The sequence below is a fragment of the Pandoraea pnomenusa genome, from assembly GCF_000767615.3.
GTDB classification, from domain to species: Bacteria; Pseudomonadota; Gammaproteobacteria; order Burkholderiales; family Burkholderiaceae; genus Pandoraea; species Pandoraea pnomenusa.
Window position 1 is genome coordinate 2,592,265 of record NZ_CP009553.3, and the last position, 21,586, is coordinate 2,613,850.

19 protein-coding genes and 1 pseudogene are annotated in these 21,586 nt (G+C 65.5%); 6 read left to right on the forward strand and 14 right to left on the reverse strand.

Annotated elements, in window-relative coordinates; translation table 11 throughout:
• Positions 1-5 precede the first annotated feature (5 nt).
• The 6 genes from LV28_RS35585 to LV28_RS35610 form a co-directional block, all read right to left on the reverse strand.
• The gene (locus LV28_RS35585) at positions 6-1,385 is read right to left on the reverse strand and encodes an L-histidine transporter HutT (RefSeq protein ID WP_023595908.1); all 1,380 of its coding nucleotides are present in this window, start codon (positions 1,383-1,385) and stop codon (positions 6-8) included.
• A gap of 181 nt (positions 1,386-1,566) precedes the next feature.
• On the reverse strand, positions 1,567-3,099 hold the full coding sequence (gene hutH / locus LV28_RS35590) for a histidine ammonia-lyase (RefSeq protein ID WP_023595909.1): 1,533 nt from the start codon (positions 3,097-3,099) through the stop codon (positions 1,567-1,569).
• Positions 3,100-3,163: 64 nt separating this feature from the next.
• The gene (gene hutU, locus LV28_RS35595; RefSeq protein WP_038617614.1) at positions 3,164-4,843 is read right to left on the reverse strand and encodes a urocanate hydratase; all 1,680 of its coding nucleotides are present in this window, start codon (positions 4,841-4,843) and stop codon (positions 3,164-3,166) included.
• A gap of 102 nt (positions 4,844-4,945) precedes the next feature.
• Positions 4,946-5,701, reverse strand: coding sequence for a histidine utilization transcriptional repressor HutC (gene hutC / locus LV28_RS35600; RefSeq protein WP_023595911.1), 756 nt, complete (start codon positions 5,699-5,701; stop codon positions 4,946-4,948).
• 113 nt (positions 5,702-5,814) lie between these two features.
• The gene (locus LV28_RS35605; protein ID WP_038617612.1) at positions 5,815-6,981 is read right to left on the reverse strand and encodes a DSD1 family PLP-dependent enzyme; all 1,167 of its coding nucleotides are present in this window, start codon (positions 6,979-6,981) and stop codon (positions 5,815-5,817) included.
• Positions 6,982-6,992: 11 nt separating this feature from the next.
• Positions 6,993-7,658, reverse strand: coding sequence for an HAD family hydrolase (locus LV28_RS35610; RefSeq protein WP_038617609.1), 666 nt, complete (start codon positions 7,656-7,658; stop codon positions 6,993-6,995).
• A 125-nt stretch (positions 7,659-7,783) separates the two neighbouring features.
• Between LV28_RS35610 and LV28_RS35615 the strand changes: the two genes are divergently transcribed.
• Positions 7,784-8,740 (forward strand): LysR family transcriptional regulator, encoded by a 957-nt coding sequence (locus LV28_RS35615; protein WP_048806352.1) that lies wholly within the window; start codon positions 7,784-7,786, stop codon positions 8,738-8,740.
• Between the two features lie 59 nt (positions 8,741-8,799).
• On the opposite strand, the gene LV28_RS35620 is transcribed toward LV28_RS35615, so the two are convergent.
• Positions 8,800-10,116: an aspartate aminotransferase family protein gene (locus tag LV28_RS35620; RefSeq protein WP_038617607.1), complete on the reverse strand. Its 1,317-nt coding sequence runs from the start codon at positions 10,114-10,116 to the stop codon at positions 8,800-8,802.
• A gap of 82 nt (positions 10,117-10,198) precedes the next feature.
• Here LV28_RS35620 and LV28_RS35625 point away from each other — a divergent pair, with 82 nt between their 5' ends.
• Together LV28_RS35625 and LV28_RS49370 are read left to right on the forward strand one after the other, a co-directional pair.
• Entirely contained in the window at positions 10,199-11,095 is an 897-nt protein-coding gene (locus tag LV28_RS35625) for a LysR family transcriptional regulator (RefSeq protein WP_174234922.1), read from the forward strand.
• 175 nt (positions 11,096-11,270) lie between these two features.
• Positions 11,271-11,399 carry a hypothetical protein gene (locus tag LV28_RS49370; protein ID WP_255315163.1) on the forward strand — a complete coding sequence of 43 codons (129 nt, stop codon included), beginning with the start codon at positions 11,271-11,273 and terminating at the stop codon, positions 11,397-11,399.
• Between the two features lie 48 nt (positions 11,400-11,447).
• Here the strand turns inward: LV28_RS49370 and LV28_RS35630 are convergent, their stop codons facing one another.
• Positions 11,448-12,713 (reverse strand): phosphatidylserine decarboxylase family protein, encoded by a 1,266-nt coding sequence (locus tag LV28_RS35630; RefSeq protein ID WP_048806351.1) that lies wholly within the window; start codon positions 12,711-12,713, stop codon positions 11,448-11,450.
• A 31-nt stretch (positions 12,714-12,744) separates the two neighbouring features.
• Entirely contained in the window at positions 12,745-13,125 is a 381-nt protein-coding gene (locus LV28_RS35635) for a hypothetical protein (RefSeq protein ID WP_048806350.1), read from the reverse strand.
• A 152-nt stretch (positions 13,126-13,277) separates the two neighbouring features.
• Between LV28_RS35635 and LV28_RS49510 the strand changes: the two are divergent.
• Positions 13,278-13,403: pseudogene (locus LV28_RS49510) on the forward strand (carboxymuconolactone decarboxylase family protein); the annotation flags it as partial.
• Between the two features lie 94 nt (positions 13,404-13,497).
• Here the strand turns inward: LV28_RS49510 and LV28_RS35645 are convergent.
• From LV28_RS35645 to LV28_RS35660, 4 genes are all read right to left on the reverse strand, one after another.
• The gene (locus LV28_RS35645) at positions 13,498-14,460 is read right to left on the reverse strand and encodes a hypothetical protein (protein WP_147291566.1); all 963 of its coding nucleotides are present in this window, start codon (positions 14,458-14,460) and stop codon (positions 13,498-13,500) included.
• A gap of 150 nt (positions 14,461-14,610) precedes the next feature.
• Positions 14,611-15,435 (reverse strand): HpcH/HpaI aldolase/citrate lyase family protein, encoded by an 825-nt coding sequence (locus LV28_RS35650; RefSeq protein ID WP_038617598.1) that lies wholly within the window; start codon positions 15,433-15,435, stop codon positions 14,611-14,613.
• A 3-nt stretch (positions 15,436-15,438) separates the two neighbouring features.
• Entirely contained in the window at positions 15,439-16,626 is a 1,188-nt protein-coding gene (locus LV28_RS35655) for a CaiB/BaiF CoA transferase family protein (RefSeq protein WP_038617596.1), read from the reverse strand.
• A gap of 65 nt (positions 16,627-16,691) precedes the next feature.
• Positions 16,692-18,083 carry a 2-hydroxycarboxylate transporter family protein gene (locus tag LV28_RS35660; protein ID WP_038617593.1) on the reverse strand — a complete coding sequence of 464 codons (1,392 nt, stop codon included), beginning with the start codon at positions 18,081-18,083 and terminating at the stop codon, positions 16,692-16,694.
• Between the two features lie 261 nt (positions 18,084-18,344).
• On the opposite strand from LV28_RS35660, the gene LV28_RS35665 reads away from it, so the two are divergent.
• A complete protein-coding gene (locus LV28_RS35665; protein WP_023595926.1) occupies positions 18,345-19,349 on the forward strand; it encodes a LysR substrate-binding domain-containing protein in 1,005 nt (334 codons plus the stop codon).
• Between the two features lie 129 nt (positions 19,350-19,478).
• Positions 19,479-20,420 carry a serine O-acetyltransferase EpsC gene (gene epsC / locus LV28_RS35670; protein ID WP_038617590.1) on the forward strand — a complete coding sequence of 314 codons (942 nt, stop codon included), beginning with the start codon at positions 19,479-19,481 and terminating at the stop codon, positions 20,418-20,420.
• A gap of 6 nt (positions 20,421-20,426) precedes the next feature.
• Here the strand turns inward: epsC and LV28_RS35675 are convergent, their stop codons facing one another.
• Complete coding sequence (locus tag LV28_RS35675; protein WP_023874386.1) at positions 20,427-21,503, reverse strand: MerR family transcriptional regulator; 1,077 nt, start codon at positions 21,501-21,503, stop codon at positions 20,427-20,429.
• Positions 21,504-21,586: the final 83 nt, after the last annotated feature.

The window sequence follows — 21,586 nt, forward strand, 5'->3', positions numbered from 1 at the left end:
GAGACTCATTCCATGCGCATCTGGCTGCGCAGTTGCGCTTGCTTGGGTTTGACACCGAACTGGTAGGCGAGCGACATCAACAGGATCCAGCCCGCGCCGACGTACAGTGCGACGCGCGTGTCGTCCCGATAGCCCAGCACGCCGATCACGAACAACATGAAGGCGATGGCCAGCGCAGGGCCGACCGGCCAAAGCGGGACCTTGAACTTCAGGGCGGCGACTTCCCGCGCAGGCAGACGCCGACGCATGGCGACCTGCGAGAGCAGGATCATCAGCCAGACCCATACCGTGGCGAACGTGGCGATCGATGCAATGATCAGGAACACGCCTTCCGGAATCAGGTAATTGAGGACGACGCCGCCGAGCAATGCGGCCGTCATGACGAGCACCGTGACCCACGGAACGCCGTGGCGCGACGTCGCCGAAAAGGCCGCGGGCGCCTGTCCTTGCCCGGCCATGCCGAACATCATGCGGCCCGCGCCGAAAATGTTGCTGTTGATGGCCGAGATCGCCGCGGAGATCACGATCACGTTCAGAATCGCGGCTGCCGAGCGGATTCCGAGTCCGGAGAAGATCTGCACGAACGGACTTCCCTGGCTGCCGATGCCGGTCCAGGGAAAGATCGCCATCAGCACGCACATCGTGAGCACGTAGAACAGCAGGATGCGCGCCGGCACGGCGTTGATGGCACGCGGGATCACCGTCTCGGGATTCCTCGCCTCGCCGCCCGTGATGCCGATGATCTCGATACCGCCGTACGCGAACATCACCACCGCCAGCGATGCGACGAGACCGCCCCAGCCGTTGGGCAGAAAGCCGCCGTGCGACCAAAGATTACTCAGCGCCGGTGCGTGCTCGCCATGCAATTGAACACCCGCGAACAGAATCACGCTGCCGCCGACGATCATCGCCGCGATCGCGAGAATCTTCACCAGCGCCAGCCAGAACTCCATCTCGCCGTAGACCTTCACGTTGCACAGGTTCAGGCCACAGATCAGCATCACGATGCCGAGCACCCAGAGCCACTGCGGTACGTCCGGAAACCAGAAGCCCATGTAGATGCCGAACGCCGTCACGTCCGCCAGGCAGACGATCACCATCTCGAGGATGTACGTCCAGCCGGTGAGAAACCCCGCCAGCGGGCCGAGATTGTCGCGGGCATAGCGCCCGAAGGAGCCGGATACCGGCTCCCGTACGGCCATCTCCCCGAGGGCGCGCATGACCATGTAGACGGCGGCGCCGCCGAGGATGTACGCGAGGATGACCGCGGGACCGGCGAGTTGGATGGCGGACGCCGAGCCGTAGAACAGGCCCGTACCGATGGCGGAGCCGAGCGCCAGGAAGCGGATGTGCCGCGCGCTCAGATTGCGTTGCAGGTTTTTCAAGCTGTCTCCTGAAAGCATGATTCGCCGGCCCGCGAGCGCGAGCGGCAGAGGAAGTCGGTGTGTCGGGGCGGTGCTCGTGACACCCGGTGCACGACCGCCGCACGAAAGACACCCGTGCGCCATGAGGCCGGAGCGCGAATCGCTGTTCGTTTCGCCCCGGCAGGGCGGAATCAAACGCGACTCAAAGGCTTGGCAACGTACCGGCCGGCAGGAGTGGACTCAGTTGACGCCGGGCGATCAATTCGCTCGCGCCTTCGATGTCCGGCGCGAAATAACGGTCCTTATCGTAGAACGGAACCGACTGCCGCAGCAGGGCGCGCGCGCGCTCGAGCACCGGCGTCGTGCGCACGCCTTCGCGGAAGTCCAGCCCCTGACAGGCGCCGAGCCATTCGATCGCGACGATGCCCTTGACGTTATCGGCCATCTCCCAAAGCCGCTTGCCGGCGTTGGGCGCCATCGATACGTGGTCTTCCTGGTTGGCCGAGGTCGGGAGACTGTCGACGCTCGCCGGATGCGCCAGGGCCTTGTTGTCCGACGCCAGGGCGGCCGCCGTGACCTGCGCGATCATGAAGCCCGAGTTCACGCCCCCGTTGGCCACGAGAAACGCGGGCAACTGCGACATGTGCTTGTCCATCATCAGCGAGATGCGGCGCTCGCTTAGCGAGCCGATTTCGGCCAGCGCCAGCGCGAGATTGTCCGCCGCCATGGCGACCGGTTCTGCATGGAAATTGCCCCCGGAGATCACGTCGCCCTGTTCCCAGAACACGAGCGGATTGTCCGAGACGGCGTTGGCCTCGACGGCGAGCACCTCGGCCGCCTGACGGATCTGCGTGAGGCACGCGCCCATGACTTGGGGCTGGCAGCGCAGCGAGTACGGGTCCTGAACCTTGTCGCAGTTGGCGTGCGATTGACCGACTTCGCTCGTCTCGCCGAGCAGATATCGATAAAGCGCCGCCGCGTCGATCTGGCCGCGCTGACCGCGGGCGTCATGAATTCGAGCATCGAACGGCGCACGCGAGCCGAGCATGGCTTCGACGGTCAGGGCGCCACAGACGCTGGCCGCCGCGAACAGATCTTCCGCTTCGAAGAGGCCACGCAGCGCGTAGGCCGTGGAGACCTGCGTGCCGTTCAGGAGCGCGAGGCCCTCCTTGGCCGCCAGTGTGAGCGGCGCCAGTCCGGCCACGGCGAGCGCTTCGCGCGCGCTCATCCATTGGCCGCGATGACGTGCCTGTCCTTCGCCGAGCAACAGCAGCGACATGTGGGCAAGCGGGGCGAGGTCTCCCGAGGCACCGACCGAGCCCTTGAGCGGAATGCGAGGGTACACCTGCGCGTTCACCAGCGCGACGAGGGCGTCGATCACCTTGCTGCGGATGCCGGAAAAGCCGCGTGCAAGGCTGTTGATCTTGAGCACCATGATCAGGCGCACGAGCGCGTCGTCGAGCGGGGCGCCAACGCCGGCCGCGTGCGAGAGCACCAGCGAGCGCTGCAGGTTCTCCAGGTCTTCGTGGGCGATGCGGGTCGACGCGAGCAGTCCGAACCCGGTATTGATGCCGTAAGCGGTGCGGCCTTCGCTCACGATGTTCTCGACGCAGGCCACGCTCCGGTCGATGGCAGCATAAGCCGATTCGTCGAGCGCGAGGGTGGTCGGGTTCTGATAGACGTCGCGCAGTTGCGCCAGCGTGAGCGCACCGGGCGTCACAAAGAGTTTTGCCATGGACGGAATTCCTTGATTCGGCATAGTCGGGGATGTCTTGCTATTGGGCTGTCGTGGTGCGCGCTCACCTGGCGGCGTTCAGCATCGGCAGGTTCAGGCCCTGATCGCGAGCGCAGTCGATGGCGATGTCGTATCCGGCGTCGGCGTGGCGCATCACGCCGGTTGCCGGATCGTTATGCAGCACGCGGGCGATGCGCGCGGCGGCGGCGTCGGTGCCGTCACACACGATGACCACGCCGGAATGCTGCGAAAAGCCCATGCCCACGCCGCCGCCGTGATGCAGCGAGACCCACGTCGCGCCGCTGGCCGTGTTGAGCAGGGCGTTGAGCAACGGCCAGTCCGAGACGGCATCGGAGCCATCGCGCATGGCTTCCGTTTCGCGATTCGGGCTGGCGACCGAGCCGGAGTCGAGGTGATCGCGGCCGATCACGACCGGGGCCGACAATTCTCCCGAGCGTACCATCTCATTGAACGCCAGTCCGAGCTTCGCCCGCAGGCCGAGACCGACCCAGCAGATGCGCGCCGGAAGGCCCTGGAAGCGGATGCGCTCGCGCGCCATGTCGAGCCAGCGGTGCAGATGGGCGTCGTCGGGAATCAGTTCCTTGACCTTGGCATCGGTCTTGTAGATGTCTTGCGGATCGCCGGAGAGGGCCGCCCAGCGAAACGGTCCCACGCCCCGGCAGAACAGCGGCCGGATATATGCCGGCACGAAGCCCGGGAAGTCGAACGCGTTGGCGACGCCTTCCTCCTTGGCCATCTGCCGGATGTTGTTCCCGTAGTCGAACGTGGGCACGCCCATGGCCTGGAACGCGAGCATGGCTTTCACGTGCACGGCCATCGATTGCCTCGCCGCCCTGACGACTTCGGCGGGGCTGGAGCGCGCGCGTTCCCGGTACTGGTCCCACGTCCAGCCGATCGGCAGGTAGCCGTTGAGCGGATCGTGCGCACTGGTCTGGTCGGTCACCATGTCCGGGCGAACGCCGCGGCGCACCAGCTCGGGCAGGATTTCGGCGGCGTTGCCGCACAGGGCGATCGAGACGGCCTGGCCGGCGGCGGTGTACTTCGCAATGCGTGCGAGTGCGTCGTCGAGATCGGCCGCTTGCTCATCGACATAGCGCGTGCGCAGACGGAAGTCGATGCGACTCTGCTGGCACTCGACGTTCAGCGAGCACGCACCGGCCAGCGTGGCGGCGAGCGGTTGCGCGCCGCCCATGCCGCCGAGCCCGGCGGTGAGCACCCAGCGACCCTTCAAATTGCCGCCGTAATGCTGACGGCCGGCTTCGACGAACGTCTCGTAGGTGCCTTGCACGATGCCCTGGCTGCCGATGTAGATCCACGAGCCGGCGGTCATCTGGCCGTACATGGCGAGCCCCTTGGCGTCGAGCTCGTTGAAATGCTCCCAGTTGGCCCAGTGGGGGACCAGGTTCGAGTTGGCGATGAGCACTCGCGGGGCGTCGGCATGCGTCTTGAAGACGCCGACCGGTTTGCCCGACTGGACCAGCAGCGTTTCGTCGTCGCCCAGCGTCTTGAGCGTTTCGACGATCTTGTCGTAACACTCCCAGTTGCGCGCCGCGCGGCCGATGCCGCCATAGACCACCAGCGCGTTTGGATTTTCGGCAACGTCCGGGTCGAGATTGTTCATCAACATGCGCAGCGGCGCTTCGGTGAGCCAGCTGCGGGCATTGAGTTCGGTGCCGCGCGGGGCGCGGATGGTGACGTCGCGATATCGGGTGAATTGGCTCACGGCATTCCTCAGGGTCTGAGCGTTGAATGACTTGTACAGTATTGTATATACAAGTTAGCGTGAACTAGGGTTTTCACGAGGGACGCCCGGGGGGAGGGCGCCTTAGACCGTGTCGCCGAAGCGGCCTTCGAGACGGTGGCGCGAGCCGGGGTGAAGCAGCCGGGCGACGGAGACGACACGCTTGCCCGTCCACGTACGGCGGCGGATAAGCAGGCACGGTTCGGTGCGCGCGATCTGCAGCATGTGTGCTTCTTCAGGCGTGGCGGTCACGGCTTCGACGACGTGCTCGCCTGACGTCAGCGGCGAAATGCGCTGCAAGTAGGCATTCGGCGTGAGTTGGGTGAAATCCTGCGCGAGGTAATTCGAGGCGAGGGCGGGATTGACGAAGCGATCCTCGATCTGCACGGGAACGTTGTCCTGGTAATGGACGATGACCGAGTGAAACAGCTTTTCGCGTTCGTGCAGACCCATCGCAAGCGCCCGTTCCGGCCCGGCCAGTTCCTCGCGCAGCAGCTTGACCTCAGCGCGGTGCCGGTGGCCGAGTCCGGAGATTTCGTCCGCAATGTTGTTGACGGCGAGCAGCGGCGAGTGCGATTTGGGCTCGGCCACGAACGTGCCCACGCCCTGCATGCGCACGAGACGTCCTTCGGCGGTGAGTTCGCGCAGTGCCCGGTTGACCGTCATGCGGCTCACACCACAGAGATCGACGAGTTCGTTCTCGGAAGGCACGCGATGGTGCGGCGGCCAGGCGCCACTGTCGATCTGGCGGCAAATGAACTGCTTGAGTTGCAGATACCGGGGCGCGGGCCCTTGCTCATTGAGCGCTTCGACGGTGGGCTGGGCGGTTTGACGTGACACCTTGAGGAACTCTCCGGACACGGGCGTGCAGGTGGAAAGCCTGAAGGATAAGCCAATCGTCTGCCGGAGACGAGAAAAAACCGACCCGCGCGCTGCCGCCGCCGCAAGTGTTGTCACCAGCCGTGCAGGCGCGGCCAGACTGCGATGTCGCGCTCGGGGTCCAGCGCGTGGTACTCGGGAAATTGTGCGCCGGTCGCGCAGGCGTGATTGGGCATGACGCGCAGCAGTGTGCCGATGGGAAAGCGGCCCACGATGTCGTCGTCCGGTTCGCCCTCCCGCGCCAGGATACCGTGCTCCTGGTTCGCGCCTTCTAACCGGTAGCCGGCCACCGGGCTGCCGTCGATGCGGCACACCTGGCCGTAGCCGAAGTCATGTTTTTGCTTTTGCGTTCCGCGATCCCGGCTCATCGCCATCCAGCCGGCGTCAACGATGGCCCAGCCCTTGTCAGGTTGATGGCCGATGACGGTGGTGAGCACGCTGAGCGCGAGGTCGTCCGTCGTGCAGACCCCGACGTTGTGCATCACGAGATCGAAGAACACGTACACGCCCGCGCGCACCTCCGTCACGCCGTCGAGATGTACGGCGGCAAGCGCGGTGGGCGTGGAGCCCACGCTCACGACCGGGCAAGGCAAACCCGCGTCGCGCAGGCGCGTTGCGGCCAGCACGCAGCCGGCGCGTTCCTGCTCGGCGATGGCGGCCAGCGCGTCGGGTGTGTCGAAGTCGTAGCTGGAGCCCGCGTGTGTCATGACGCCGCCGAGTGTGGCGCCGCCGTCGTGGATGACGCGCGCGACCTCAAGGAGTGCCGGCGCGTCGGGGCGAATGCCCGAACGGTGCCCGTCGGTGTCGACCTCGATCCACACCTCGAAGGTTTCACCGAATTGCGCGCCGAACGCCGAAATGGCCCGGGCGGATGTCACGCAGTCCGTGACGATCTTCAGGTCGCAGCCCCGGCGCCGCAACGCGAGCGCGGCGGGCAGTTTGCGCTCGACCATCGCGACCGCATACAGGATGTCGGTCACGCCCGCCTCGAAGAAACACGCGGCTTCCTTGAGCGTCGAGACCGTGATGCCCGAGGCGCCGGCTTGCATCTGCGCGCGAGCCACGTCCACGCACTTGCTGGTCTTGACGTGCGGGCGGAAACGCACCCCGAGGTTGTCCATGCGCGACTGCATGCGCTGGATATTGCGCCGCATGCGCGGCACGTCGATGATGGCGGCCGGGGTCTCCAGCGATTGCAGCGTTTGCCATGAGCGGGGTGGCACTTGGTGGATCGGTGACATGTCGGCAGTCCTCAGGCGGTCGTGTGAAAGTGGCGCAGCCAGTCGAGCGCCGGGGCAAGCGAGGGCGCTTCGCGCTCCGGCGAGGGCGCTCCCTCGGGGCGTGCAAGACCGACGCGGTTATGCCAGAACGTGCGCAAGCCGACAGCGGCTGTGCCAAACAGGTCGTAGCCCGAACCGGCGACAAAGGCGGCATCGGCGGCGGGCACGCCGAGCCTGTCGAGCGCCATGCGATACGGGCGCGGGTCGGGTTTGTAGAAGCCGGCTTCTTCCGATGTCACCACCGCGTCCCAGTCCACCCCAAGCAATGCCGCGGCCTGATGGCCCAGCGTCGCTGAGCAATTCGTGACCACCGCCAGCTTGCAGTGTGGGCGCAGCGCCGCAAGCAGCTCCCGCGCACCGTCCCAGACCGGAAGCGTGCACCATTCGTCGGACAGCGCCTGCGGGGCGGACGACGGCAGGCCGACCTGATCCGCCGCCATTCGCACCAGTTGCTCATAGCTCACGTAGGCGCCGCAACCGTAGGTTCGCCGCAGGTATTCGGCGCGCCAGGCGCGGCCGGCGTTCTCGCTACCGGCTGCGCGGTTCCACACCGTCCACGAGTCGAGCAAGGCCGTCAGCAGGTCGAACAGCACGGCGCGGGGCCAGGCCGGAACTTGCCGTGCGGGGGTGTCGGACATGGGCGTCTCCTTGAAGGGGCAACGTATGGCGCGGCGGTGTGCCGCCAAGCCGATGATCGGCAGTGTAGGAACGATTGGGGGGGGCGTGGTTAAATGACGCGACATCCAACATTAAGCTCAGGTGAATGATCCAGATCGAGGACCTGCGTCTGATTGAGGCGCTGGCGCAGGCGCCGTCACTCAGCGCGGCCGCCCGGATGCTCAACGTCACGCCCCCGGCACTGTCGGCGCGGCTTCGCAAGCTCGAGTCGACGCTGGGGCTGGCGCTGGCCTCGCGAACTTCGCGGCAGTTGACGCTGACGGCCGAAGGCGAGCGTCTCGCCCGCGAGGGGGCGGCGCTGCTTGCACAGCTCGACGCGTTGCCCGAGTCGTTTCGACGCGAGGACAAACGTTTGACCGGCACGTTGCGCATTGCGGCCCCGTTCGGTTATGGGCGGCATCATGTGGCGCCCGTCCTGGCGCGGTTTGCCGCGTTGCATCCGGAGTTGCAGCTCGAACTGGATCTGCGCGAGACGCCGTGGCCGGACAGGCGCGATTCCGATGCGGTCATCCATGTGGGCGCGGTAAGGGACTCGTCGTGGATCGCGCGGTCGCTGTCGCCAAATGAGCGATGGGTATGTGCGAGCCCCGAATATCTGAAGCGACATGGCACGCCGACGGATCCGCGCGACCTGTTGCAGCATCGCTGCATCTGCATTCGGGAGAACGACGAAGACGTGACGCTATGGCGTTTTCGACTCCGTATGGCGGACGGCGCCGCGCCGGCGACCCGGCGTTCCGCTTCGCGCGAGAGCGTGCGGGTGTCGGCGGCTTATACGTGCAACGACGGCAGCGTGGCCCGCGAGTGGGCGGAACAGGGCATGGGCCTTGTGCTGCGCTCCGAGTGGGACACGCGCGACGCCGTGGCGGCGGGCAGGTTGACGCGCGTGTTGTCCGACTGGGCGTTTGACAGCGCCCCGGTCACGCTCCTCGTCCCGATCCGGCGCGGGCGAACTACGCGGTTGCAGGCGCTCATGGCATTTCTGGAACAGTCGCTCGGTATCTCCGCGCCGCAGCGCCAGGGCAGGCGGCGCACGCCCTGAATGCCATCATGGGCACACTGCAGGCCGCCTTCGAGTGAGGCGTTCGCGCGCGCAAACGTTCAAGGGGCCGGTGCCGACAATGCGCGTTCGATCGCCTGCCCGAGCAGCGACACACCGAGATCGATTTCCTCGTCGCTCACGGTGAGCGGTGGCGCGATACGGAACACGCCTCCCATGCCGGGCAACTGCACGATGTTCATGCTCAGCCCGAGGTTCATGCATTCGCGCGTGATTCGTGCACCCAACCCGTCGGCAGGGGCCTTGCTCACCCGATCTTTCACGATCTCCATGCCGAGCAGCAAGCCGCGGCCGCGCACGTCTCCCACGCAGTCGAAGCGCTCCATCAAGCCCAGCAGACCGTTTCGAAGCCGCTCGCCCATGAGGTTGGCCCGCGCGACCAGGCCGTCGCGCGCCACCACGTCAAGGACTCGCAGGCCGACGGCAGCCGGCAGCGGGTCGGAGACGTGCGTGGTGTAGAAGAGATAGCCGCGTTCGTGTGCGCGCTCCTCGATTTCGGCGGAGGTCACCACCGCGGCCAGCGGCAGACCGGCGCCCAACGTCTTCGACAGCGTGAGGATGTCCGGCGTCACGCCATCGCGCTCGAATGCGAACATCGTGCCCGTGCGGCCGATGCCGGTCTGCGCTTCGTCCAGGATCAGCAACATGCCGCGCGCCTCGCACTTGCGCTTGAGCGCCGCAAGGTAGCCCGGCGGCAGTTCGATGATGCCGCCCGAGCTGAGGATAGGCTCGGCGATGAAGGCCGCGAGATTGCCGCTGGACTGCCGGTCGATCAGGTCGAACGCGTAGTCCAGCTCCGCCAGATAGTCGTAATCTCCCCCGGTGCCAAAGCGCGGCCGGTACGTAAATGGCGCCGGAATCGCAAATGATCCGGCCGCGGCGGGACCCACGCCCTTGCGCCCGGCGCTGTAGGTCGCCGATGCGGCGGCACCGGTCATGCCGTGCCACGACTGCGCGAAGCCCACGATTTCGTATTTTCCCGTAACGAGCTTGGCCATGCGAATGGCGGCCTCGTTCGACTCCGCGCCGGTACTCAGCAGCAGGACCCGGTCCAGGCCGGCCGGCGTGATATCCGCAAGCCGCGTGGCCAGATCCACCACCGGGCGGGACAACATGCCGCTGAACAGATGGTCGAGCTTGCCGATGGATTCGGTCACCACGGACACGATGTCGGGATGGCTGTGGCCAAGCACGGCGCTCATTTGACCCGACGTGAAGTCGAGGATTGCGCGGCCGTCGGCATCGTAGACGAAGCTGCCTTGCGCGCGTTCGATGATCATCGGCTCGAACGTACCGCCATACCGGATCAGATGTTGCCGGGCATTGCGCCAGAAGTCGGCATCCAGGTTTTTCGTCACGCGGGAATCTCCAAGGAATGGGAAAAGCAGGGCATTCACCGCTTGCAGTCTAGGCATCGCTCTGATTTCATAAAAGCGAATAATGCTTAATCAAGATAGAAGTGAGGCTAATATCGTGAGCGTGTGTCTCGAGATCGATCTGTTGCGCTCGTTCGTCGCGATCGCCCAAGCCGGGTCGCTCAGCCGCGCGGCGCAGCGGGTGGCCCGTACCCAATCGGCGCTGAGTCAGCAAATGAAGCGATTGGAGGAAGTCGTCGACCAACCATTGTTCCAGCGCACTGGACGGGGCGTGGTCGTCACGAATTCCGGCGAACGTCTGCTCGGACATGCCGAGCGGATCTTGCGCGCGCACGACGAGGCCATCGCGGACATGTCCGGCGGTGGTCTGAGCGGCACGCTGCGCTTCGGCTGTCCCGACGACTATGCGGCCGCTTTCCTGCCGCCACTGCTGCGCGATTTCGCTGTCATGCATCCGCAGGCACAGGTCGAAGTCATTTGCGAGCCGACGCCGCGATTGCAGGCGCAATTGGCGCGACACGCGCTCGATCTTGCGCTGATTTCCGTGCCGGAGGGGGTGGACGAGAGTCACGTGATCCGGCGTGAACCGCTCGTATGGATCGGCAGCCCGGGGCTGGAAACGGTGCTCGCCAACCGCGACGCGCCGCTGCCGCTGGCATTGTCGGATCCCGACACGCTCGACCACATGGCGGCGTGCGAGGCGCTCACGCGTGCGGGACGCGCTTATCGGCTCGCCTATGCGAGCAGCAACCTCGCGGGCCTGACGGCACTCGCGCGCTCCGGACAGGCGGTCGCGGTCATGACCCAGACGGCGGTCCCGGCGGACTTACGCATTGTTACAGGTGATACGCTGCCGCTATTGCCCTCGGTCGGGATTACGGTAAAGTTCGATCGCGCGCGCCCAAACCACCTGAGCATGGCGTTCGCCGAGCACATTCGGCAAACGCTGGCGGCGGTGTAAGCGGCAAGGTGTTCGGATTCGCCCGTTCCCGGCGAATTTGACGCACAATGGCGCGTTGCGTCGAGACGCGGGCAGAAGCATCCGCGTTGTTCAACAAGAAGCCGGGTACCGTGCCGTCGGCGCGTCCAAGGCACGGAAACCCGGGGTTATTCAGCTTATTTGTATCGAGGTCGATATGTTGGCGCGTTTCGTGGCGTTTTTGCTGGTGGTCGGTTCGCTGCTGTCACTGGCAGGTTGCAATACCGTCGACGGCGTGGGGCAGGATATTTCGGGCGCCGCGCGCACCGTCAAGCGCGCCCTGTGATGGCGCCTTCGGCCGGGCGGTACGACCGCCCGGCGTTGCACTTCAACTTCACGCCCGCGCCAGGGCGCCGTTGACGCTGAGCGATTTGCCGTGGGGCAACCGGTGTTCGTCGAACAAGAACGACTTCAGCACACGCGGTTCGAAGACAAGGCAATACGTCGATCCACCATACTGGAAATAGCCCAGCTCCTCTCCCTTGCTCACGTGCTGTGCGCGCTCCACGCCGAGCATGCACGATGACACGTCCCCCATGCCGACGAACAGGCATCCCAGCGTGCCGAGTGCGGGATCATCTGCCTTGATCACCACGATCGCTCGTGTGGCCGTTGCCGTGAGATAGCCCTGCGAGTCGTTGAGCCCCGCCTGATCCTCCCCCTGTGATTCGCTTTCGGAAAAGTACGTGCCCGGCACCCGATAGGCCGCGACGACGGCACCATCGACCGGAGCGTGCCAGCGGTGGTAGTCGTATGCGCTCAGGTAAGCCTGGTACACCGTGCCACCGGCAAACGGCGCGGCCAGCGCCTTGTGCGAGGCGCCGAACATGTCGAGAAGGGAGTACGGCTGCGACTTGATCCAGAACGTGTCGCGCATGCGTACGTCGTGCCGCACGTGGTAGGGGGTGCTTTCGCACGCGTTCACGATGACCCGGGAATCGTCGGCTGCGGCCACCGGCCGAGCGCCGGGCCTGAACCGGCGCGTGAAGAAATCGTTCCATGAAGCGAAACCGCCATACGGCTGGGCGAGATCCATTTCGAACTGGTCCAGACCCAGCCGGGCATTTGCCGCCTCGCAGAACCATCCGTCCGGTGCACGTGTGTTGAGAAAAGTGCGCGAGTCGGGGCCGCTCAGGAAACGGCACCAGGCAACGAGCACGTCGCGCAGACATCGGTTGAGTTCCGGGTCGCGAAACAACGCGTATCCCGACGGCACGCACATGACCCAGTCGAGCAGCGCATTGAGCGGGCATACGATGAGACTCTCGTGATCGAAGGACGGGGCAATGGTGATGACGTAGTCGATCGTCTGCATCAGCGTCTCGACATCGTCGTAGCCGAGGCGGTGTCCGTCGCGCAGCGCCTGGGAAATCGCCAGATTCAGATCCATTCGACGAACCGGGTCGTCCATCACGCAGGAACGGAGTCGAGCGACCGGCGGGCTCAACGGCTCGGTCAGGGCGCGATGCCGGGCCTTGCGCACGAGCGACGCACGCAGTTCGGCGATGGCGTCCTCGTTCTCGGTGATCCACGCGCCAAGCCGATGGCGCGAACGTAAGCCTGGCGTGCGTGTTGACGGCAGTCGCGAATTCGTCCTCATGACCGGAATGTCCTCGTCGTTGTCGGCGGATTCATTTCAGGCGTCGGCGCGCGCGCGGTTGTCGCGGTGCCATGTCGGACGCTTCGTCGAGCGGCGCGCCGGGGTCCTCGTCCTCCCGATCCGGCAGGATGTCGTTGTTCGGTCGAAGGTTGGCGTCGCCGTCGGCACTGGCGCGCTCTCCAGTGCCCGCGCGATCGGTATCGCTATCGAGCGCGTCTTCGCCCAGCGTCTCGGCGTGCTGGTCGAGCTCGCCGTTGTCGACAGCGGTGCGGCGCACATGCTGGACGTCGCTGCCGGAATCCGAGGAGTCGCTTGGGCCGAGCGAGCCGGTATTGCCGGGATCGGTGGGTTTCGCGCCTGGCCGACGCTGAAGGTTGAGATCGAGATCGGGGTCGAGGGTGCTGCGCGCCATGAGCTTGCCTCCGGTTAGTGGGCCACATGCGTGGCGGACCGTTGGGTTCATGCAATTTTCGTGCACACCGTTGCGCTGCGCGCAAGGGGGCCGTGGCGCGCGACCCTTGGGGCAGATCGTACAAATCGTTGTAGATAGCGCATGGACCCGTCGGCGCGCGCCGCGCGGGCATGACCGAAGAGATGTTCGGCGAACGGCTCGCCGTGGTCGGCATGGCCAACGAGACGAACCGGCTGGCCGTGGGTTATCGGGTGCCGATCGATCCCGCGTTTGAATAGCGCCTGTATCCGCAAAGCCTTGCGCGAACGGCTGGCGGAGCCGACAGGCGGCGACATGGATTGCGCCATGCCGGTCGCGGATTGTCCCCGCGGCTCATTCCGCCCAGACCCAGCATTCGTTGCGATTCTTGTCGTACTGCACGTCATGTCCGCGGTACTCGATGGCGCATGCCGTGCCGCGAAAGCGAACCTCAGAGCGCGAATGTGCCACCATCCAGCTCTCTTCCTTTTCCCCCGCGCCGATGTCTGCCGCGCGATCCGTGGGCTTGCATCCCTTTCCCTCACACCAATGCGCCTGGACGCTTTGGCCGCAGGTATTGACGATGTTGTACCAGTACATGTCCTTCACGTCGTGATCGAGCCTGACGTCGTTCACCCTCAGGCAGTTCGGATACTGCGTGAGCACCAGGCGCTTCTTGCCGCTGCCATTGTCGCGTTCGGCGATCGACCGCGATACGATCGCGTCGAACTTTGATTTGTGGTCCGTCGCGATGGTTTGCGGACTCCAACCCAACGCTCGGAGGCTGGCCGTGAGGGCTTCGGACAGACAGTGGTCGGCCAGTTCGTCATTTGTTTGGACAAGCTCCGCGCGCACCGCTCGCGCGTTGTTCGAGCTGATAATCCGATACTCCTTCTCCCAGTAGGCTCGCGCGGCAATGGCGCTCTGTTCGGGGGTGAAATTCGGATTGGTACGGGAAATCGAATTGCGCAGCGAGTCTTCGCAGTTGTACCCGTTACTGGTGACGAGTGCCTCGGGCTGCGCCGCGACGGGCGTTTGATAGGTCGGCTCCGGACGTTGAGGCGCCGGTGCCTCGTACGAAGTGTCCGATGGCGTGGCGGTATTTTGCTGGCTGGACAACGCGTTGAGCGTGTTGATCAGGATCTGCGCATTGACGTTGTTGGTGCTGGCGTTCGCACCGGTCCTGCCAGGGCTTTGGGTGGGCGATGAGCGTGCGGTGGCACCCGTTACGAGGCCGCCGGCCGCGAGAGCGACCGACGATACGGCGAGTGCAATGGCGAACATCGCCGTTGCGGCGAACTTTGGCGACGTGAGCATCGCACCTCCCATTTGATGTTGTTGTTTCGACGCTGCGACCCCGCACGCATCGGTCGGCAGCATTACATCACGGACACGGCCGGATTCCATCCATCAAATGAGGGATTTCGCTTCAAAAGATGTGGGGCCGCCTGGCGCGCCGAAGGTTCGTCAGCGGCTGGCGAGAATCTCACGGGCTTTGGCAATGACTGGTGCGTCGATCATCTTGCCATCGAGCGCCACGGCGGCGCCACCGCTTGCCCGGGCGGCGGCCACCACGCGCTCGGCCCACGCGCACTCGTCGTCGCGCCATGCGAACGCGGCATGAATCGCCGGCACCTGCCGCGGATGGATGCACAGCTTGCCGCGAAATCCGAGAGCGCGAGCGCGGCGCGCGTCCGCTTCGATTTCCGGGGCGGCGTCCAGCGCGGTGCTAATGCCGTCGACGGGGGCGTCGATCCCCGCGAGGCGCGACGCGAGCGTCAGTTGCGAGCGGAAGAAAAGCAATTCGTCGCCATCGCCCTCGATCCCGATGTCCAGCTGAAAGTCGATGGTGCCGAACATCAGGCAGCGCACGCGCGGTGCGCGGGCAATTTCGTCGAGCGCCGCGAATGCCTGCGCCGTTTCGATCAGCGGCACCAGTTGCAGGCCGGGCGATGCACCCCCAGCCGCACGGGCCAGGGTGGCCGCGGTTTCCGCTTTCGGCACGACCAGGCCGTCGAGCGGTTCCAGGCCGTTCAGGGCGGCGACATCGTCGTCGAACCAGGGCGTGGACGCCGCATTGATGCGTACGTACGTCGGCACGCTTGCATCACGCCGGGGCTCCTTGAGCCATCGACACACCGCCTCGCGTGCCGTGGACTTGTCGGCGGGTGGCACGGCATCCTCGAGGTCGAGGATGATCGCATGCGCGCCGCTGGTGCGTGCCTTCTCGAAGCGCTCGGGGCGGTTGCCGGGAACGAAAAGCCAACTGCGAATGACGGGGCGGTTCGCCATGGCTTACACCGCCTTCGCTGCACGCAGCGCTTCGATCTGTGAAGTCGTCCGACCGAGCTCAGCCAGGATGGCGTCGGTGTGTTGGCCGAGCGCGGGGATCGGATCCATGCGTGGAGCGAAGTCCGGGCCGGCGCTAGGCATGCCCGGGGGAATGGGCGCCCTGATCGTGCCCTCGGGGGTCTGCACGTTGGCCCAGCGCTCGCGCGCATCGAGTTGTGCGTGTTGCCACACGTCGTGCATGTCGTTCAGGTTGGCGTTCGCAACACCCACGGCGTCGAGTCGGCTCACCAGTTGAGGGGCGTCGAGCTGTATGAAGACCTCGCGAATGATGGCGCGCAGGGCGTCGCGGTTCTCAAGGCGCCGAGGATTCGACGAGAAGCGCGGATCATCGGCCAGCGCCGGGCGCTCGAGCACGCGGTCGCAGAATGTTTTCCACTCCCGCTCGTTCTGCAGCCCGAGCATGACGGTCTTGCCGTCGCCCGTTTCGAACGGACCATAGGGAAAAATCGTGGCATGCGCCGCGCCGGCACGGGGCGGCGGCGGCTGATCGTCCACTGCATAGTAAAGGGGAAAGCCCATCCACTCGACCATGCATTCGAGCATGGAGATGTCGATGCGGCTGCCCCGGCCGGTCTTGCCACGGGCAATGAGCGCCGACAGGATGTTCGTGTAGGCATACATGCCGGCGGCGATGTCGGCGATGGAGCAGCCGGCCTTGGCAGACGCCTCCGGCGAGCCGGTCACGGACAGGAAGCCCGACTCGCTCTGGATGAGCAGGTCGTAGGCCTTTTTGTCGCGGTAGGGCCCGTCCGGCCCGTAGCCGGAAATGCCACAGACGATGATTTGCGGATAGCGGGCCGACAGAACGTCGTAGCTCAGACCGAGCCGATCCGCCGCGCCGGGGGCGAGGTTCTGCACGAGCACGTCGGCGTCGGCGAGCAGATCGTGCAGCACCGATTGCGCGGCATCCTGCTTCAGGTCCAGCGTCAGGCTTTCCTTCGAACGGTTGGTCCACACGAAGTGCGACGACATGCCGTTCACGCGCGTGTCGTAGGCGCGGGCGAAGTCGCCGACGCCGGGGCGCTCGATCTTGATCACGCGTGCGCCGAGGTCGGCCAGCTGGCGGGTGCAGAACGGCGCCGCGATGGCGTGTTCGAGTGCGATGACCTTGATGCCGTCCAAGGGCCTCATGAAAGAAATCTCCGAATTGCGTAGGCGCGGATTGCGCGCGTGGTAACGAGGGGGATGCGTCCTTGTCAGACGATCTTCGTCAGGACGATCAGGGCCAGCGTGATCGTGATGGCGCCACCGATGCGGGTCGCGATTTGCGCGAACGGCATCAGCCGCATGCGGTTGGCCGCCGTGAGAATGGCCACGTCGCCGGTGCCGCCCATGCCGCTGTGCGTGCCCACGACGATGGCGGCGTCGATCGGGTGCATGTTCATGCGCCGTGCCACGACGAAGGCGGTTGCCATGAGCGTCACGACTGTCGCGACGATGGTCACCAGCGTGGGCACGTTGAACGAGTCCACGACCTTCTGCCAGGGCGTGATCACGACGCCGATGGCGAACAACAGCGGATAGGTCACGGCGGTGGCGAAGAACTTGTAGACGACGCCCGCGCCAGCTTCGAGCTTCGGCGAGAAGACGAAGCCGATCTTGGCGGCGACGGCAAGCACCAGCATCATCACCGGGCCGGGCAGGCCGAGCGTGTTCTGCGCGAGCATGCCGACGAAGTACAGGCATACGGCAATCATGCCGGCGGCGGCGATGTCGGTGGCGTCGACCGGTGCGCCGGGCTTCGCATGGGGGTGGTGCGGGTCGTGCGCCCCGATGTCATCGTCGCCCGATCGCATGAGCTGGCCGTTGCCGGTCAACGCGGGATAGCGTTTGCCGATCGCGTTGAGCACGCCCGAGAAGACGATGGCGCACACGTTGCCCAGCATGACGGCCGGCAGCGCCTGGGCGAGCAGATCGCCGGGGCTTTGGTGCATGACTTCCGAGTAGCCGAGGGTCAGGGGGATCACGCCCTCGCCCAGACCGCCTGACATCACCGGAATCACGACGAAGAACACCGTGTGGAAGAGCCCCATCCCCAGCAGCGTGCCTACCGCGGTGCCCACAATGCCGGCGAGGACAGAGCCCACCGCGAGCGGCACGAAAATCCGCAGGAAGCCGCCGATCAGGACCTTGCGGTCCATGCTCAGGATACTGCCGACGATGATGCCCGGAATGAACAGGTACAGGAAGTTGCTCTGCTTCCAGAAGCTGACGATGGGGGCGACCATCGACGGCGGCAGGGCATGCGTGAAGACGAGGTAGGAGGGCAGGAATGTCACCAGGATGACCGGCCCCCCAATGCTTCGAAACACGGGAATGCGCTGGCCGATCTCCATGCAGGTAAAGCTGCACACGGCGAGTAGCGCAATGATGGGCGAGAGTTCGGCCGAGAGCTTGCCGGTGGTGAGTACCGTGATGATGATCGCCGCGATCAGCACCAGATGCACCGGCAGCGGCACGATGCCCACGCGCATGTCCATGAGCCGCCACCAGGCGTCGCGCAGCGGGTGATGCGCGCGCGACGTGGGCGTGTTTGCGTCAACGCCCGCGCTGCCGCGCGCGGTCGTGGCAGAAAGACCGTCTCGCATTCTGTTGTCTCCGTGTAGGGATTCGAATTGATTTGATGACGCGACTATAGGCCCGCACCCGTCGGGGGAGGAAATATGGATTTTGGATGTGGGTATAGGGTGAAACTATCGCTTCTGGGCGGATTCGATTCCCGATAGGCGGGAATCGCCCATGTGGGCGGATCGATCCGCGAAATGCCCGAGTTTTGCCGGTGGCGATATAGGGGTACGCTATGGCTTTCCGAAACTGGAGCGCGTCGCCAATCGGCGGCGCGGGTCGTCATGGACGTGAGGCAGCTTCGAAATTTTGTCGCGATCGTCGACAGTGGAAGCGTATCGAAGGCCGCGGATCGCCTGCACATCGCGCAGCCGTCGTTGAGTGCGCAACTGCGCGGGCTGGAGGAGGAGCTGCAGACGCAATTGCTTTTGCGCAGTGCCCAGGGCGTCACACCGACCGAGGCGGGCAAGGCGTTGTATCGACATGCGCGCGTGGTGATGCGTCAGATGGAGCAGATTCGCCAGGAAGTGCGTGAAGGCGGTGGCAGCGAATCGGGGCCGGTGGCCGTGGGATTCCCCACGACGATTGCCGCGATTCTGGCGGTGCCGTTGTTCACGCGGGTACGCGAACAGTATCCGGGTATCCGGCTCCAGATTTTCGAGAGCATGAGCGGTTACATCGGCGAATTGCTCGCGAACGGACGTCTCGATCTGGCCATGCTGTTTCGCGACTCGGAGACGCGCGGCATTTCGGTGATGCCGTTGTTCGACGAAGCGCTGTATGTGCTCGGCGGGCATCGCGTTTGCCCGGCGATCTACGAGGGCGACCCGCAGCGCCCATGTGCGTTGTCCGCGCTGGCCAACGTGCCGATCGTGGCGCCGAGCGGCACGAACGGTCTTCGCCTGCTCATCGAACGAAGCTTCGCACAGGCCGACGTGGAGTTGAACATCGTGGCTGACATCGACTCGTTGCCGACGCTCATCGACATCGCGCGTTCGGGCGATGCCTGCTCGATCCTGCCGGCGTCGGCGCTTGCGTCGCGAGATCCGGCGTTGCGCCCGCCGTCCCGGCGAATCGTCTCGCCGCCGTTGCAACGCCCGGCCAGCGTGTGCTGGTCGAACTCACTTCCCGTGGGGTCCGCCACACTGGCCGTGCGTCAATGCATCGCCGACCTGATCCGCGAACTCCAGGCCGACGGACACTGGACCGGGATTGCGCTCCGGCCGGCAGAGCGCCACGTCGCCACCGGCATGGCGTCGGACCCGCCGGCGTCGGGTCGCGCCCGATAACCACGTCGCGACTGTTGGCTTGGAAACCCGCTATCCTTCTGGCAACGACGCGATTTGCGTCCCCCCTTAGTTCGCCATGTCCGGTCACGACGTCGTTATCCGGGCATTCGCTTTTCAGGAGTTCGTTCAGTGGCTGCGTTCGACATCGACGATATCGTGACTTCCCTGCATTCGGCGCGTTTGCGTTGGCGCGACGGCCAGCGGCGCCTGCTGGAATCGGGGGGGCGCGACCTGCCTTCGCGCGAGCGCCTTGCCGGCATCGTCGTGCAACTCAAGGGCGTGCTGTTTCCCATGCGCCTCGGGCCGCTGGATCTGCATCAGCAGGGCGAAAACTATTACGTCGGCCACACACTCACCAGCGCGCTGAACGGCCTGGCCGAGCAGGCGCGTCTCGAATGGCGCTACAAGTCGCGTCACGACACCGCCATCACCAGCGACCTGATCGAAGCGCGCACGCATTCGGCGATCCAGCAATTCGCCGCCAAACTCCCGGAAATTCGGGAATTGCTCGACGCCGACGTGCTGGCCGCCTATCAAGGCGACCCGGCCGCCGGCAGCGTGGACGAAGTGCTGATCTGCTACCCCGGCATTCACGCGATGATTCACCACCGGATCGCGCACGAGCTTTACCGGCTCGAACTGCCGCTGCTCGCCCGCATCATCGCCGAGCAGGCGCACTCCGACACCGGCATCGACATTCATCCCGGCGCCCGGATCGGTGCGGGCTTCTTCATCGATCACGGCACGGGTGTCGTGATTGGCGAGACGGCCATCCTCGGACAGCGGGTTCGGGTGTATCAGGCCGTCACGCTGGGCGCCAAGCGCTTTCCGGCCGACGACGAGGGCAACCCGCGCAAGGGGCTGCCGCGCCACCCGATCGTCGAGGACAACGTCGTCATCTACGCAGGCGCGACGATTCTCGGGCGCGTCACCATCGGTCAGGGGTCGGTCATTGGCGGTAACGTCTGGCTGACGCAGGACGTGCCGCCGTACAGCAACATCACGCAGGCGCGATCGCGCACCGAAGCCGGTTCGCCGCCGGTGTCCGGGTGCGACAACGACGCCGCCTGATGCGCACTATGCCGTGTCAGCCCGCAGGGGCTCGCTCGAGTCGCCGCGTCGTGGCGTGAGGGACGACGGTGGCGCAACGGCCACCCGCTCGCGCACGTCGGGCGATGCCAGACACGTTGCCACCGCTTCGAATCCCGGTGCCCCCGGATACGGCGCGACACGCACCGGCACGCTGTGATTGGCCGGACACAGCAAGATGGCTTCGTGCGGCCCGACGGCCGTCAGATCCAGAATGGCGGACGAGCGCGTCATGATGAACAGGGGATGGGCGCGCGTCGCGCGGGCTTGTTGGCGCAAGTAGCGGATCAACGCTTCCTGAGTCGCTTGCGTCAGGTTCTGCTCGATCATGTCGATGACCAGCGCTCCGTTGCGCTCGGCCGTGAGCGAGGCGAGAAGCACGGTCAATGCGTCTGACGCGTGGGCGCCTTCGTCGCGGAGCCACGCCATCGCGCGATCGACCCTGTCCTGCCAGGCGGTGTCCTGCGACAGTGCGCCAAGGAGGGTGGCGCGGCATTCGCTCAGGCGGTCGAGCCCGAGAAAGATGCCGTTCGGCAATGCCTGTGCAAGGTGTATCGCGAGCCGGGTCTTGCCACTGCCAAGCGATCCGATCAGGTAGTTCAGCGCTCGAATGTCCTGCATTTCGAACCATTCGCCGCCCCACGGCCACGGTAACGCAAATGCCACGCTCGGCGCGGCTCGCTCGATGAGATGCCCCAATTCGCCGGCGGCCGGCATCTTGCCCACCGCAAGTCCGGCGCGCAGGGTGCGCACGCGTTCGAGCCGCTGGAGTCGCTCCCGAATGTCCCGATCCAGCGCGTTTTCATGTGCCGAGAGCGCGCATGCGAGTGTCTGCGGATCGCCGCCAAGCACACGCGCCGCGTCGGCGAGACTCAGTCCAAGCGCGCGCAAGGCGACAACCTCGGACGCACGTGCCATCGCGTCGACCCCGTAGATGCGATAGCCGGCCGGTGTCCGTCCGGGCGTGACGAGACGATGCTGCTCGTATAGTCGGAGCGCCTTGGTGGAGACGCCCAACCTCCGTGCGGCTTCGGACGCTGTCAATGGCCGAGAGGGTGTCTTCATCGATGACCTCATGGTGTGAGCCAGGTTGACGCCATCGTCAGGCCGGCCCTGGGGGACAGGTCAACCGCGAACCACCTTAGCGA

Bases quoted from the DNA above. Each gene is read 5' to 3' on its own strand.
- hutH (WP_023595909.1), bottom strand. From the start codon at position 3,099: ATGGCAAAACTCTTTGTGACGCCCGGTGCGCTCACGCTGGCGCAACTG.
- LV28_RS35605 (WP_038617612.1), bottom strand. From the start codon at position 6,981: ATGTCACCGATCCACCAAGTGCCACCCCGCTCATGGCAAACGCTGCAA.
- LV28_RS35610 (WP_038617609.1), bottom strand. From the start codon at position 7,658: ATGTCCGACACCCCCGCACGGCAAGTTCCGGCCTGGCCCCGCGCCGTG.
- LV28_RS35615 (WP_048806352.1), top strand. From the start codon at position 7,784: ATGATCCAGATCGAGGACCTGCGTCTGATTGAGGCGCTGGCGCAGGCG.
- LV28_RS35625 (WP_174234922.1), top strand. From the start codon at position 10,199: ATGCTTAATCAAGATAGAAGTGAGGCTAATATCGTGAGCGTGTGTCTC.
- LV28_RS49370 (WP_255315163.1), top strand. From the start codon at position 11,271: ATGTTGGCGCGTTTCGTGGCGTTTTTGCTGGTGGTCGGTTCGCTGCTG.
- LV28_RS35630 (WP_048806351.1), bottom strand. From the start codon at position 12,713: ATGAGGACGAATTCGCGACTGCCGTCAACACGCACGCCAGGCTTACGT.
- LV28_RS35635 (WP_048806350.1), bottom strand. From the start codon at position 13,125: ATGGCGCGCAGCACCCTCGACCCCGATCTCGATCTCAACCTTCAGCGT.
- LV28_RS35645 (WP_147291566.1), bottom strand. From the start codon at position 14,460: ATGCTCACGTCGCCAAAGTTCGCCGCAACGGCGATGTTCGCCATTGCA.
- LV28_RS35650 (WP_038617598.1), bottom strand. From the start codon at position 15,435: ATGGCGAACCGCCCCGTCATTCGCAGTTGGCTTTTCGTTCCCGGCAAC.
- LV28_RS35655 (WP_038617596.1), bottom strand. From the start codon at position 16,626: ATGAGGCCCTTGGACGGCATCAAGGTCATCGCACTCGAACACGCCATC.
- LV28_RS35660 (WP_038617593.1), bottom strand. From the start codon at position 18,083: ATGCGAGACGGTCTTTCTGCCACGACCGCGCGCGGCAGCGCGGGCGTT.
- LV28_RS35665 (WP_023595926.1), top strand. From the start codon at position 18,345: ATGGACGTGAGGCAGCTTCGAAATTTTGTCGCGATCGTCGACAGTGGA.
- LV28_RS35675 (WP_023874386.1), bottom strand. From the start codon at position 21,503: ATGAAGACACCCTCTCGGCCATTGACAGCGTCCGAAGCCGCACGGAGG.